7 protein-coding genes and 2 CRISPR repeat arrays (1 of these 9 running past the window's edge) are annotated in these 14102 nt (G+C 57.5%); all 7 genes read left to right on the top strand.

Translation table 11 applies throughout. The features are described 5' to 3' along the window. Positions 1–1525: a CRISPR direct-repeat array (repeat unit 28 nt; unit sequence TTTCTAAGCTACCTACGCGGCAGCGAAC) (it extends 664 nt beyond the left edge of the window). A gap of 415 nt (positions 1526–1940) precedes the next feature. After that, the gene (gene cas1f / locus G3N59_RS31625) at positions 1941–2858 is read left to right on the top strand and encodes a type I-F CRISPR-associated endonuclease Cas1f (protein WP_205986782.1); all 918 of its coding nucleotides are present in this window, start codon (positions 1941–1943) and stop codon (positions 2856–2858) included. Then, the gene (gene cas3f / locus G3N59_RS31620) at positions 2855–6373 is read left to right on the top strand and encodes a type I-F CRISPR-associated helicase Cas3f (protein ID WP_205986781.1); all 3519 of its coding nucleotides are present in this window, start codon (positions 2855–2857) and stop codon (positions 6371–6373) included. The genes cas1f and cas3f overlap by 4 nt, the downstream gene beginning before the upstream one ends. Positions 6374–6784: 411 nt before the next feature. Continuing rightward, positions 6785–8185, top strand: coding sequence for a type I-F CRISPR-associated protein Csy1 (csy1, locus tag G3N59_RS31615; RefSeq protein WP_205986780.1), 1401 nt, complete (start codon positions 6785–6787; stop codon positions 8183–8185). Further along, a complete protein-coding gene (csy2, locus tag G3N59_RS31610; protein ID WP_205986779.1) occupies positions 8182–9255 on the top strand; it encodes a type I-F CRISPR-associated protein Csy2 in 1074 nt (357 codons plus the stop codon). The genes csy1 and csy2 overlap by 4 nt, the downstream gene beginning before the upstream one ends. Before the next feature lie 72 nt (positions 9256–9327). Next, entirely contained in the window at positions 9328–10365 is a 1038-nt protein-coding gene (gene csy3, locus G3N59_RS31605) for a type I-F CRISPR-associated protein Csy3 (protein WP_205986778.1), read from the top strand. Positions 10366–10369: 4 nt separating this feature from the next. Then, a complete protein-coding gene (cas6f, locus tag G3N59_RS31600) occupies positions 10370–10936 on the top strand; it encodes a type I-F CRISPR-associated endoribonuclease Cas6/Csy4 (RefSeq protein WP_205986777.1) in 567 nt (188 codons plus the stop codon). A gap of 130 nt (positions 10937–11066) precedes the next feature. Continuing rightward, a CRISPR array of direct repeats spans positions 11067–11816; the repeat unit is 28 nt; unit sequence GTTCGCTGCCGCGTAGGCAGCTGAGAAA. A 508-nt stretch (positions 11817–12324) separates the two neighbouring features. Beyond that, on the top strand, positions 12325–14028 hold the full coding sequence (locus tag G3N59_RS31595) for a hypothetical protein (protein WP_205986776.1): 1704 nt from the start codon (positions 12325–12327) through the stop codon (positions 14026–14028). Positions 14029–14102 lie beyond the last annotated feature (74 nt).

The raw sequence follows: 14102 nt of genomic DNA, 5'->3' as shown, positions 1-14102 counted from the left end.
TCTAAGCTACCTACGCGGCAGCGAACGTCTGTGGCGTCCGCAATTACGAAGCTGGCACTTTCTAAGCTACCTACGCGGCAGCGAACGCGCCTCGCGTCGCAACGGCTCTGCGGCGGCGTTTCTAAGCTACCTACGCGGCAGCGAACCCGGAACGGACGCCGTTCGACACCGTATCCATTTTCTAAGCTACCTACGCGGCAGCGAACAGTGATACCGGATCGAGCGCAGTGCTGGGCGTTTTCTAAGCTACCTACGCGGCAGCGAACGCTGCCCGCAGCGGGCGGCATTCCGCCGTTCGTTTCTAAGCTACCTACGCGGCAGCGAACCGCTTGTCGAAGCGGGATTCACGTGCGCTAACTTTCTAAGCTACCTACGCGGCAGCGAACACGGAACGGACGCCGTTCGATACCGTATCGATTTTCTAAGCTACCTACGCGGCAGCGAACGTTGTCACCACGCGAGGGATTGCGTTAGCCCCGTTTCTAAGCTACCTACGCGGCAGCGAACCCAGCCCGAGCCGCACGTGGCCACGCCGCCCATTTCTAAGCTACCTACGCGGCAGCGAACTGCGCTGAGGACTGAGCGAGCTGCGTCTGGAATTTCTAAGCTACCTACGCGGCAGCGAACCACGGCGCGTTTCACGCAACGTTACTGCGCTGTTTCTAAGCTACCTACGCGGCAGCGAACCGAAAGGCCGCGATTCTGGCCCGCGCGATCGCTTTCTAAGCTACCTACGCGGCAGCGAACGTGCCTCGCCCGCTGAGCACGTTTCTCTTTCATTTCTAAGCTACCTACGCGGCAGCGAACTGTTCTATTTATTGTTAGCTATGCGTCGATCTTTTCTAAGCTACCTACGCGGCAGCGAACATCAGGTAAGCGCGCGGGCGGCTGCAACGCATTTTCTAAGCTACCTACGCGGCAGCGAACGCCGACGGCGCAGCAGCGGGCGCGGGTGATTTCTAAGCTACCTACGCGGCAGCGAACTTATGAGGTAAGAATGCTCGTTAATGCTCAGGTTTCTAAGCTACCTACGAGGCAGCGAACGTAATCGCGGAGAATTTCAAGACGTGGCCGGATTTCTAAGCTACCTACGCGGCAGCGAACCCAATCTATCCGCGACGCTACGCGCGAGATCTTTTCTAAGCTACCTACGCGGCAGCGAACTCGTATCGAGCTTGGAGTCCCTGCATGAATTCTTTCTAAGCTACCTACGCGGCAGCGAACGCGAAGACACAGCGAAGGCGCGATCGTTTGATTTTTCTAAGCTACCTACGCGGCAGCGAACGGGGGTTGTCGATTCCGGCGCTGTGCGTACATTTTCTAAGCTACCTACGCGGCAGCGAACATCGTCTGCGCAGATGAGGATATGGATGTTTGTTTCTAAGCTACCTACGCGGCAGCGAACGCGCAGCGGCAACAAAATCAGCAGGCGTCACCTTTCTAAGCTACCTACGCGGCAGCGAACCTCATCGCGGCCTCGAGCCGTGGAAAGGCGGCTTTCTAAGCTACCTACGCGGCAGCGAACAAGTGGCTTCGAATCATAACGCTTTGTTTTACAAAGCCAAAGTGGCTTCCCAATTGCCGCCACCCAAATATTCCCTCTGTACCTAAGCCCTTGATTCAAATGGGCCGTTCCCGCCCGCAGAAAAAAGGGTTACCGAGATAACGCCACACTGATCACGCGCCACACCACCAACCGACCAATCCCCTCACAACCCCCACTCCCAAAATTCCGAAAAATAATACAAAAATTCAAGAATCCGCGTCGCAAACAAATATCGCGCCCGCGATATCGCAAACATCTTGCGCGTCCCCAAGTCCCCCACGCTCGATCCGTGCTTTCATCGATGCCCATTGCCTCGCCACCCATCGAGCGCGACCCGTTTCACGCCGCAACTCCCACCAACCCCCACCAACACCCGCCCTCAATCCCGACGCCCATGAAACCCATCGCCGCATCGGACCTCAAAACGATCCTCCATTCAAAACGCGCCAACCTCTACTACCTCGAACATTGTCGTGTACTCGTCAACGGCGGCCGCGTCGAATATGTGACCGACGCCGGGAAAAAGTCTCTCTACTGGAACATCCCTATCGCCAATACCACCAGCATCCTGCTCGGGACCGGCACACCACTTTTCACCGCCACCGATATCGATATCGATTTCGTCTGGATGTCGCCGCAAAGCGAATATCGGCCAACCGAATATCTGCAGGCATGGGTGCGCTTCTGGTTCGACGATCTACTACGATTGCAAGCTGCAAAACAATTGCAGACACATCGACTGCAACGCATTCAACAGTCATGGCGAGCACGCACGCTTCACGAAGCGGGATTCGCAATCAACGTCGAACGTCTCGACAAACTCATTCAACAGTTCACACCAAAGATTGCCAGCGCATCCGATATCGGCACCCTGCTCACCGACGAAGCGCGCCTGACTAAAACCCTATTCAAACTGGCAGTCGATGCTGTGAATTACGGTGATTTCACGCGGGCAAAACGCGGCAGCGGCACAGATCTGGCCAATCGATTTCTCGATCACGGCAACTATCTGGCCTACGGACTTGGCGCCACCGCGACGTGGGTACTGGGCCTGCCACACGGCTTAGCCGTACTACACGGGAAGACACGCCGCGGTGGGTTGGTATTCGATGCAGCCGATCTGGTAAAGGATTCGGTTATTCTGCCTCATGCATTTCTGTCTGCCATGCGAGGCGAGGACGAACAGCAATTCCGTCGCCGCTGCATTGAGGCATTCACTCGCGACGAATCGCTCGATTTCATGATCGATACGCTAAAGGCGATTGCAATCGGTACAGCATCGCGAATCGCTACTCAGAAGGCGTCGTCATGAATGTCATTTTCGTATCGCAATGCACGAAGCGTGCGCTCACCGAAACGCGGCGCATCCTCGACCAGTTCGCCGAGCGCCGCGGCGATCGCAGTTGGCAGACGGCCATCACGCGGGCGGGACTCGATACGGTCCACAAGCTCTTACGTGAGACGGCGCGAAAGAACACGGCCGTTGCGTGCCACTGGATACGCGGGATCGATCACAGTGAATTGCTCTGGGTGGTCGGCGATACGCGGCAGTTTAACGAAGAAGGGGCAACGCCTACAAACACGACAACAAACGATATTCTGCGCGCCAACGACGAAAACAATTGGCACAACCTGGCGACTATGACTGCGTTGTGTGCCCTCGCGGCATTGATGCACGATCTGGGCAAGGCGACACAAGCGTTTCAGGACCGATTACGTAACCCCCGAAAGGCCGAGTCCAATCACTATCGCCATGAGTGGGTTTCCGTGAGGTTGTTCCAGGCATTCGTAGGGAAGGCGAAAGACGATGCTGAGTGGTTGTCCAGGCTGGCATCGAGCGCAGATGAAGCCTCGGATGTAGCTGCATTCGAGGCCTGTTGGCTGGACTATCAATCGGGACGCCTATGTCGGGATGGCGTCGACGAACCTCGCGCGTCGAATGACTTTCCGTTTGCATCGATGCCTCCGCTGGCGAGCGCTGTTGCCTGGTTAGTGCTGACGCACCATAGATTGCCATGTGCACCCGTCTCCCAACGAAGGAGCGCCGATGATGGCGAATCAACGCATCGTAGATGGAATTACTTCGGTGCTTTCCCGGGAACGATCAATCGCGACGATCTAATCGAACCAATAAGAAGAATCGGCGCCGACTGGAACGCTCCGCGAGAGGAGGTGAGTGAATCCGTTGTTTCAACGTATTGGACGTTTCCTTTCGGCTTGCCTGTCTCAACGCCAGCCTGGCGCAAGCAGGCGGCGAGATTTGCTCGCCAGTTGCTCAGCGGGTTGGGTGCGCAAGAGCATGTCAATGTAATGGACGATGCGTTCATCATGCACATTTCCAGGCTATGTCTGATGCTGGCCGATCACCATTATTCGAGCATCGAAGACGAGGCGCGTCGAAAGGCGTTTCGCAATATGAGCTATCCGCTGTATGCGAATTCGCGTCGCCCCTTGAACGACGCTGAATTTAAACCCAAAGGCGCAGGACCGGCTTTCAATCAAACGCTTGATGAACATCTGCTTGGCGTGCAGGCCCATGCATCGCAGCTTGTCCGCTCGTTGCCGACGCTCGCTCGCGGCCTGAATGGTTTGCGCAATCATCGCGGACTACGCAAGCGCAATGCGAACCCCAGATTTCAGTGGCAGGACAAAGCGATGGATCTGGCCAGTGTTCTGCGCGAACGTACGGCACAACAAGGCGCTTTCATCGTCAACATGGCATCGACCGGGTGTGGTAAGACGTTGGCGAACGCGCGCATCATGAATGCACTGGCCGACCCGCAACGCGGTTTGCGATGCGCGTTCGCCATCGGTCTGCGTACGCTCACACTGCAGACTGGTCGCAGTTTTCAGCGCGATCTGAACTTGAACAGCGATACGCTCGCAATCATGGTCGGCGGTGGGGCGAGCCGGGCGCTGTTTGAGTACGGCGAGACGAAAGCAGAGTTGGACGCGGAGGCGAGCGGATCGGCATCAACGCAAGGGTTGCTCGATGACGAAGGTTACGTCGACGATCGGCATCCTTTACTTGAGCGCTTGAGTAACGACTCGCGGGTTCGTGCATTAATCGGTGCGCCGTTACTGGTATGTACGATTGACCACCTGATGCCCGCAACCGAGAGCTTGCGCGGCGGTCATCAGATCGCACCGATGCTGAGGTTGCTTGGCGGCGATCTGGTACTCGACGAACCAGACGATTTCGATATGGATGACTTGCCTGCGTTGACCCGGCTCGTGCATTGGGCTGGCGTGCTGGGTTCGCGAGTGCTCCTGTCGTCGGCGACGCTGCCGCCGGCAATGGTGCGCGGGCTGTTTTTAGCGTATCTGGAGGGACGACGTCATTTTCAGTGCAACCGTGGCGCGCGCCCTGATGAAGCTTTACGCGTTCCCTGCTTATGGGTTGATGAGTTCGCGCAGACGCACGCCGAGTGCGCCGACGATACAGCTTTCAAGCAAGCGCATGACGCTTTCGTTGCAAAGCGCTGCACGCAATTGGCTCGCGCCGAGGTGCGGCGCCGGGGCGAAATTGTAGTGCTCGAAGGTTGGGAGCGTATGTCAAAGACCGAACGACGCACGGCGTTTGCGGCATTGGCACTGCAAACGGCATGGCGATTGCATCGTGATGCGCAGAATCACACTATCGATCCGCACTCGGGAAAATGCGTGAGCTTCGGCCTGGTTCGCATGGCCAATATCGATCCGCTCTATGACGTCGCACGTGCGATGTACCAACTTGGCACACCCGTAAAAAACGCGCGGATTCATTTGTGTGTTTACCACTCTCAATTTCCGCTGCTGTCACGCTCACATATTGAGTACCAGCTAGACACGGCATTCGATCGGCGTGGGCGGGGTGGCGTCGATCCGGCTTTGTCTCGACCGACTATTCGCGCATTACTGGACGCATATGACGAGCCGCATCACATTTTTATTGTATTGGCATCACCGGTCTGCGAGGTCGGGAGGGACTGGGATGCGGACTGGGCGATTACCGAGCCTTCTTCCATGCGGTCGTTGATTCAATTGGCAGGGCGAGTCAGGCGGCATCGAGAGGGAGCGATAGCGCGTACAAATATCGTCGTCTTCGACACGAATTTGCGCTACTTCGAACGCGAAAATCAGGCAGATCCGGTGTTCTGCATGCCGGGCTTTGAGTTGCGTATGAAGATCGATCCGACGAAGACCAATGAACCTCACCCGCATGATTCTTCATTCTTCTTTCATCTGAAGTCTCATCATATAAGTCGCCTGCTTCATGCCGACGTGGATACGGGTGATTGGGCAATCGATGCGCAGCCTCGTATTCGGCAGCCTGAAGAATTGAACCCTCGACGCAGTCTAATCGAGCTTGAACACGGGCGTATGCGTGACACGATGTTGCCGCGAGAGATTGGTGGCCGGTACTACACGCTGGTCAAGCGCGATGCCACGCAGCATTGGCATAGCAATGAGCGGTTGTGGCTCACAGGCTTGCTGCCACAGGCGCAGCCATTCCGGCGAGATCCCACGAATAGAGTGGAAGGGGTTCTTCTACCGGATGAGGATGAAGAATCGTTGCGTTTGCATCGAATCGAGACAGGCAGATTTCCACGCGAAACCCGCTATACGGATCGAAGCGATCAATTTCTTGAGGTACGCGACGAAGAGTTGATTGGCGCTGGGATTGCGCCTTGGTGTCGGATTGATTTAATCGCGTTGTTGCGAGAATGGGCAGATGTTCACGATGAAAGCGTATGGGAGAGCGCGACGAAGCTCACCAAAGTGAGCTTGCCTGAGTCGGAGTACGGATGGTTTTATCACTCGGATCTGGGGTTCAAGAAGAGGTGAGGGGGAGAAGCTGCCTGTGCGGCAGTGAAATCATAAGCCTATTCGCTGGTTCTTCTGAGCTACGTTTTCCGCAGTCTCCCAACGTTATCACATCCTTTGGAGCACGTGGCGAGAGGCGTGATCGTATCCAATCGGCTCTTAAAAAGCCAATTCGGTGATTGGCTATCAATTCAGAGTTATCCAGGAGTCTTCAGTCCAGAAGCTCGATATCTTGTTGGAAGGGTAGTTGTTTTGCCCAGGATATAGGCCTATAAGAGGCCTACTCTTTACTCAGCCCGCACTCTATGAGGAGGTGCCAAGTGGCTAACTACCACAAATACAGAAGATCTTGACTTCAGGTAATCGCTATTCATACCCGGTTGGTTGATGCCAACCGGGAGAATGAGCATTTTATTATTGGAGGAATTGAGAATGTTTGATTCGCCTGAATTTTGCCAAAATGCTAATTTTAAGGATCGAATCAGTCGTTTCATTAGTGATCGCCTGGCAGCAAAGATCGAGGCGTTTTCATCAAGCGATCCACGGCGTGCGAACCTGGTAGCCGAATTCCATCGCGATACATGGCTTCACAATGCTGCAAGGCGTGTAAAGCAGATTCAAGCCGTCACGCATTCCCTGAAGCCGGTTCATCCAGAGGCACGCGGCACAAATCTTTACGTAAAACCCGCTGATCTGCCAACGCTCGAAGAGCTCGGCACGCATGCAGTTGGCGAGCGTTTCGCAGTCGATGTCACAGGAAACGCCGCGGCGCTGGACGTCTACAAGCTGCTTAAGCTTGAATCCGGAGGACGTACGCTTCTCGATGCTCTCCAGTCGAATGCAAGCGATGCCATCGCAGCACTGAGCGACAATCCCGCTGAAGCACGCGTATTGCGCGATGCGTTCATAAGCCTGACTGCAGTCCGTGAAGGAAGTATTGAATCGCACACGTGGGCCAAGCAAGTGTATTGGCTTATCGGTGACGATGCAGCGGATAACACCCAATATCATCTCCTTTCCCCTCTGTATGCCACATCGCTGGCGCAGGCTGTGTTCGACGACGTTCACGATGCGCGCTTTGGCGAATCGAATAAGCTCGCCCGAAGTGCGCGCAGGAACGGTCAGTCGTTTGATGGCGTCTATCGGGAATATCGCCAACTCGCTGTTCAGAGACTGGGTGGAACCAAGCCACAGAATATTTCGCAGCTCAATAGCGAACGTGGTGGTATCAACTATCTGCTTGCTTCTTTGCCACCGGCCTGGCGCGATCAGAAACCATCGCTTCCCGCGAGGACTCGTTCGGTTTTCGAGTACATCTTTGGCGCTCGGCGCGAAGTCCGTGCGAACGTGATGCAACTCGTGAAGTTTCTACAGACGAACCCAGTGGCGAATCGGGATACACGAGACACGGTTAGAGCCTACGTCAATCGGCTGGTTGACGAAATGACCCTATACGCTGGCGAACTTTCACATCACCCAGCCGGTTGGTCGCGTGCATCGGTATTTGACGAACTCAGCGATGAAGAAAAGCTCTGGTTGGACCCGCTGCGCGTGGAGCTTCCAGATGAAAGCGAATTCGCCGATCGATGGATGTCGATGGACTGGCCGATGCAGATTGGAGAGCATTTCGGCAAATGGCTAACGGCGCGGTTGACGAAAGATCTCATCGGTATGGGTTACGAACACTCGCACGAATGGCGTCGTATCTTGCTGAATGAATTGAGTTCATGGGTGCAGGATCTGCGCGAGCAGAGCCGGAAAGTGCAGGCGTATGCCTATATTTCATTCAGAAGTAAGCACGACGATATTTTTGAACGAAGAGAAGCGACATGAGTGAGCGTACTAACTCTTCTCATGCAAAAGCGCTGATCGTCTTGCCGTATCTACGCGTACAGAATGCCAACGCTATTTCAAGCCCGCTGACGCACGGCTTTCCGTCTATCACTGCATTGAACGGAACAATGTGGGCGCTGCAACGGCAACTCCGGCTGGCCAATATTCCGCTGAATCTGCATCGAGTCGGTGTGATCTGCCATCGTCATGAAGAGCAGGTCGAAGATGGTTACGTGAAGACTTTTCGCTTGACGCGCAATCCACTCGAGAAGGACGGCGGTGTCGCGGCAATCGTCGAAGCTGGCCGCATTCATCTGGAGATCACCTTGCTGTTCGAGGTGACGCAACACGTTTCACCAGAAGCAATTCCGCAACTCACACGAGGTAACGAAGCTCGATTAAATGAGTGGGCTGCGCGGATAGGCGAGATAGTTCAGCGGATGCGTATCGCGGGTGGCACGCTGTTGCCTGTGCGTCGGCTCGCAGGGAAATTAACCCGGCCATGGATGGAAGTGCTGCCGGAGGACATGGACGAAAAGCGCCGCCTCTTTGCGAGGTGGCGACGCCAATGGCTGCCGGGCTACGCACTCGTTAGCCGCGACGATCTGCTTGCAACGCGCCACGAGTTTCTGCGTCTTACCAATCCCGACGTGACGTTGGTTGATGCGTGGCTACACGCGGCGCGCTTCAATTATGAATCGACGGAAGAGCCGGGCGCAAACATCCCGACACAAGCCGCTTCCGAAACAAGACACCGATGGTCCGATCCGCAGAGACAAAAAGGTGCCGGCTGGACCGTGCCGATTCCTGTTGGTTATGCCGCGCTTCAGCCGCCATTGGCGGCGGGAAGTGTGGCCAATACGCGTGATCCAGACGTGCCTTTCGTGCTGGTTGAATCGATCTACTCGTTTGGTGAATGGATCAGCCCACATCGTTTGAATGATCTGGATGATCTGTTCTGGCGACCGGAAGTCGATCTGGAGAAAGGCGTATATCGATGTCGTGGCAGCTATACGAAATCAGATTTGCATCTTCTCGACTCCGATGAAGCCTTACCGGAATTCGAATGACTTTTTTAAATTGCGAAGCATACGTGCAATCGCTTCGCCTGGCGACTCACTTATCTTTAGCAGGGATATATCATGGTTGAAAAACTGAAAACTGCGACTGTGCTGGCTTTCGAACGTAAGCTGGACCCTTCCGATGCGCTTTTTCACGCGGGTCGCTGGGAGGATATCGGGAACGCGAACGCATGGGAATCCATTGGAATTGCGGAAAAATCGGTACGCGGGACGATTTCCAATCGGCTCAAAGTGAAATCTAAAGGTGACGATTCCAGCAAGGTTGATCCGGCAAAGCTCGATGCCGCTATCGAAAATCCCAATCTTCAAACGGTTGATGTGGCGGCGTTGCCTGCTAATGCGGACACGCTTCGCGTGCAATTCACGCTGCGGGTACTTTCAGGAACTGGCGTGCCGTCGGCCTGTAATAGCGCGCCTTATCGGGATCGGCTGCAACGTGTCGTTGATGACTATGTTGCGCGCGAAAAATTTGTTGAATTGGCCAATCGCTATGCCGCGAATCTGGCGAATGGCCGCTTTTTGTGGCGGAACCGGATTGGAGCGGAAAATGTACATATCGATGTGATTCGGCTCTGTAAAGGCGAGCAGGCCAGTCAGTTCTCATTCGATGCCCTTGCGCTGAATTCGCGCGATCTGACCACCGGCGATTCTCATCTGAGAAAGCTCGGGGCTTTGATCGCCGATGGGCTGGCTGGACATCAGCATGTGTTGCTGCAAGTGAGTGCGTATGTGCGCCTTGGCTGCGGGCAAGAAGTGTTTCCGTCGCAGGAACTGATACTCGACAAAGGCAGCAGCAAGAAAAGCAAGACGCTCTACAAGGTACAGGACATTGCAGCGATTCATTCGCAAAAGATTGGTAACGCAATTCGAACGATCGATACCTGGTATGACGGGGCAGATGAGCGCGGGCCGATTGCAGCGGAGCCATATGGGTCGGTGACAACGGAAGGCAGGGCGTATCGGCAACCTCGATCTGAAAAGGATTTTTACTCGTTGCTCGATGCCTGGGTACTCAAGGACAAAGTGCCGCCTGTGGAGCAGCAGCATTTTGTGATGGCCATACTGATTCGCGGTGGCGTGTTCGGCGATGCGGGCTAAGGTCATGACGACGCACTATATCGACATTACGCTTTTGCCCGATCCCGAATTCGCTGACGCGCATTTGCTCGGCGCGCTGGTCGCGAAGCTTCATCGTGCATTGGTGCAGCTTCGCTCGGATGGGATCGGTGTCAGCTTTCCTGGTTATAGCCTGTGTCCGCGCTCGCCGGGGCGCGTGCTGCGTCTGCATGGTGCGCAGAGTGCGTTGCGAGAGTTGTTGGCACTTACCTGGTTGCAGGGTATGCGCGATCACGTTGAGTTGACGGATGTGCTGACGGCGCCTGCGAACGCCACGCGGTGTGTTGTGCGCAGGCGGCAGTTTAAGACCAATGTTGAGCGGCTGCGGCGCAGGCGGATGCGGAGAAAGGGGGAGACTGTGGCGCAGGCTGCGGCTGCGATTCCGGAGTCGGTCGAGCGGAAGCCGGATCTGCCGTATGTGCATGTGCGTAGCGCGAGCACGGGGCAGCCATTTTGTTTGTTTATCGAGCAGGTGATTGAAGGGGAGGTTGAGGGGAAGGGTGGGTTTAATTCTTATGGGCTGAGCGCAGGAGGGGCCGTGCCGTGGTTTTGACCTTTTTTCTGGGCGTGTTTTGAGGGGCTATAAGAATCAAGGGGTTAGGGGGCGTTGGGGAATTTGGGTGGTTTGTGGTGGAAGTGCAGGTTTTCGTTTTAAATCATGGGTTTGTGGGCTTTTTGGGCTAGTTCGCTGCCGCGTAGGCAGCTGAGAAATGGTTGAGGTAGGCGCGCGCCTGGGTGATGTGGTTCGCTGCCGCGTAGGCAGCTGAGAAAATAACCGGCGACCAGTCGGATGAATTCCCCTTGTTCGCTGCCGCGTAGGCAGCTGAGAAAAAAGAGCGCGAGCGCTTCGCGCAACTGAAGACGTTCGCTGCCGCGTAGGCAGCTGAGAAAAGCGACTCAGCGGTACGCGCTGCCTTCGCCTTGTTCGCTGCCGCGTAGGCAGCTGAGAAATTCGCACCGGCCTTCGCGTCGGCCTTGGCGCCGTTCGCTGCCGCGTAGGCAGCTGAGAAAGGCCAGCACCGCGCCGAACGCACCGAGCACGCGTTCGCTGCCGCGTAGGCAGCTGAGAAACATACCTGCGTTGAACAGCTTGGCGCCGGTCGGTTCGCTGCCGCGTAGGCAGCTGAGAAAGATATGGAAGCGCAGCAGATACCCGGCATATTGTTCGCTGCCGCGTAGGCAGCTGAGAAAATGTCGAAGTCGGCCGACGTGGAAGCGGACCCGTTCGCTGCCGCGTAGGCAGCTGAGAAACGTCGAAGGTTCAGAAAGGCGAAGAACTGGTCGGTTCGCTGCCGCGTAGGCAGCTGAGAAACGTCGCGGGAAGCGCAGGGCAAGAGGCGAGCGGTTCGCTGCCGCGTAGGCAGCTGAGAAACTGCACAGTGGATGGGTCATAGCCAAACTCAGCGTTCGCTGCCACGTAGGCAGCTGAGAAAGAGTCACTGGATGTCCGCTGACACCGCGCGTTTTCGAGCCAGCATAGGCTGAAACTCAACTATTCCTCAGACCTAATCCTGCCTCACTCAGGCACACAACCCCCAATCGAGAGGTTACGTTCGATCGGCATTAAAAACGTTACGTCTGTGGCGTAACACGCATTGTCGATTCATTGGAATAGTCATTTGCAAACGATTTAAAGCGCCAATGCCATCAAGACATTGAGCGCTTTCTTTCACTTCTTTCTACTGTCTTTAAAGGCGCGAATCGAAATTCGATTTGCGCTTTTTTATTGGCCTGGAACTTGCGATTATCGAGCGCCCGATCCAGCCATATACGAGCACGGCGCTACAGCGTTCGGCCCGGCACACAAATCAAGGCGACGCGCGACCACGCGATGTCGGGTATCCAGTAACCGTATAGAGCAAGAACGATCAGCGGTTTCCCGGGGGCACTGATTACACCTTTGACCAATCAGGTCGCGATTTCATCGCGAAAGGACTAATCATGGCTCCCTTCAAACACACTCTTGTTGCATCGGCGAGCGCACTTCTTTGGTGGTCGCTTGCGTCCACTGCGCAGGCAGGCGACACCACGTCCACGACGCCGACCACATCGACGATTCAAAGCGGCGGCTGGCCGATCGCAGGCGGGTCCGGGCCGGGCTACGCGTGGGCGGAAGGCTCGCTTCCGGGTAACGGATGGGGATTTTCGGGCGGTTCGGGGGCGAGTTCGGGTTCGGGCTCGGGCTCGGGTGGATCGGGGTCCGGCGGCTCTGGGGATGGGGGGTATGGCGGTGGTGGCGATGGCGGATCGGGCGACAGCGGTCACGGCGGTTGGGGGGATGGCTCAGGAGGCGGTGGATCGGGTGGCAGTGGTGGATCGGGCGGTAGCGGCGGTTCGGGCGGTAGTGGTGGTTCTGGAGATGGCGGTCATGGTGGTTGGGGCGGAGGAAGCTCCGGCGACGGCGGCCATGGCGGATCGGGGGGCAGCGGCGGTTCGGGCGGTAGCGGCGGTTCCGGAGGTAGTGGCGGATCCGGCGGTAGCGGTGGATCCGGCGACGGCGGTCATGGCGGCTCGGGTGGTAGCGGTGGCTCCGGCGGTAGCGGTGGTTCCGGCGACGGCGGCCACGGCGGATCGGGTGGTGGCAGTTCAGGTGGCAGCGGTGGTTCGGGAGGTAGCGGTGGCTCGGGCGGCAGTGGCGGATCCAACGGTAGCGGTGGCTCCGGCGACGGCGGTCATGGCGGTTCGGGAGGTAGCGGCGGCTCGGGCGGCAGTGGCGGTTCCGGAGGTAGTGGCGGATCCGGCGGTAGCGGTGGTTCTGGCGACGGTGGTCACGGCGGTTGGGGCGGCGGTGGTTCCGGTGACGGCGGCCACGGTGGTTCTGGCGGAAGCGGAGGCTCAGGAGGCTCAGGCGGTTCAGGCAACGGCGGCCACGGTGGTTCGGGCGGAAATGGCGGCACTGGCGGCTCCGGCGGTATGGGAGGCTCAGGCGGCACTGGCGGCCACACAGGCGGCAACTCCGGCACGCCCGGCAACACCACGGGCGTCGGTGGCTCCGGCAATGGCAATCAGAGCAGCAGCGGCCTGCTGAGCCCGATCGCGAACCTCATCGTCAACGTCGGCGCCGTGAGCGTACCGATTGTGCCGATCACGCTCGGCAACAACAGCGGCAGCGGCAATGGCAATGGCGTCGCCAATGGCACATCGGCGGGATCGGGCTCGACGGGTTCCAGCGGATCGACCGGCCATAGCTCGGGCGGCCTGCTTGCGCCGGTCACGGCCTTGCTTGGCGGCGTGTCGGTGGTGCCGGTGAGCGGCGGCGGCTCGTCGAGTGGTGGCTCTGCGTCCAACCCGGCAGCGCCGTTGACGAACATCGTCGGCACGTTGACCGGCGCCTTGACCGGCGCCTTGGGCGGCGTATCGAGCGGCGGCGGCGCGCAAGGCGGCAAGAGCGGTGGTTCGTCGTCGACGCCTTCGTCCTCGAACCCGGCGGCGCCGTTGACGAACATCGTCAGCACGCTGACCGGCGCACTCGGCGGCGCGACGGGCGGAACCAGCAGCGGTGGAAATGGCAGCGGTGGTAGCAGCAGCGGCGGAACCAGCGGCGCCACTTCGTTGCTCTCGCCAGTGACGAACCTGCTCGGCGGTCTTACCGGCGGGCTGGGCGGCGGCACGTCCACGCAAACACCGGGCTCGCACAAGCACTGACGCCCTGACGCGTTAGCGCACGAGCACCCCGAAGCACCCCGGCCGGACCCGAAGCGCCCAAGCGCCTTCCGGTC

It is taken from the genome of Paraburkholderia sp. Ac-20340, from assembly GCF_017104965.1.
GTDB lineage: Bacteria > Pseudomonadota > Gammaproteobacteria > Burkholderiales > Burkholderiaceae > Paraburkholderia.
This window is presented reverse-complemented; position numbering and strand designations above follow the sequence as displayed.

Bases quoted from the DNA above. Each gene is read 5' to 3' on its own strand.
- G3N59_RS31595 (WP_205986776.1), top strand. From the start codon at position 12,325: ATGGCTCCCTTCAAACACACTCTTGTTGCATCGGCGAGCGCACTTCTT.
- csy3 (WP_205986778.1), top strand. From the start codon at position 9,328: ATGGTTGAAAAACTGAAAACTGCGACTGTGCTGGCTTTCGAACGTAAG.
- csy1 (WP_205986780.1), top strand. From the start codon at position 6,785: ATGTTTGATTCGCCTGAATTTTGCCAAAATGCTAATTTTAAGGATCGA.
- csy2 (WP_205986779.1), top strand. From the start codon at position 8,182: ATGAGTGAGCGTACTAACTCTTCTCATGCAAAAGCGCTGATCGTCTTG.
- cas6f (WP_205986777.1), top strand. From the start codon at position 10,370: ATGACGACGCACTATATCGACATTACGCTTTTGCCCGATCCCGAATTC.
- cas1f (WP_205986782.1), top strand. From the start codon at position 1,941: ATGAAACCCATCGCCGCATCGGACCTCAAAACGATCCTCCATTCAAAA.
- cas3f (WP_205986781.1), top strand. From the start codon at position 2,855: ATGAATGTCATTTTCGTATCGCAATGCACGAAGCGTGCGCTCACCGAA.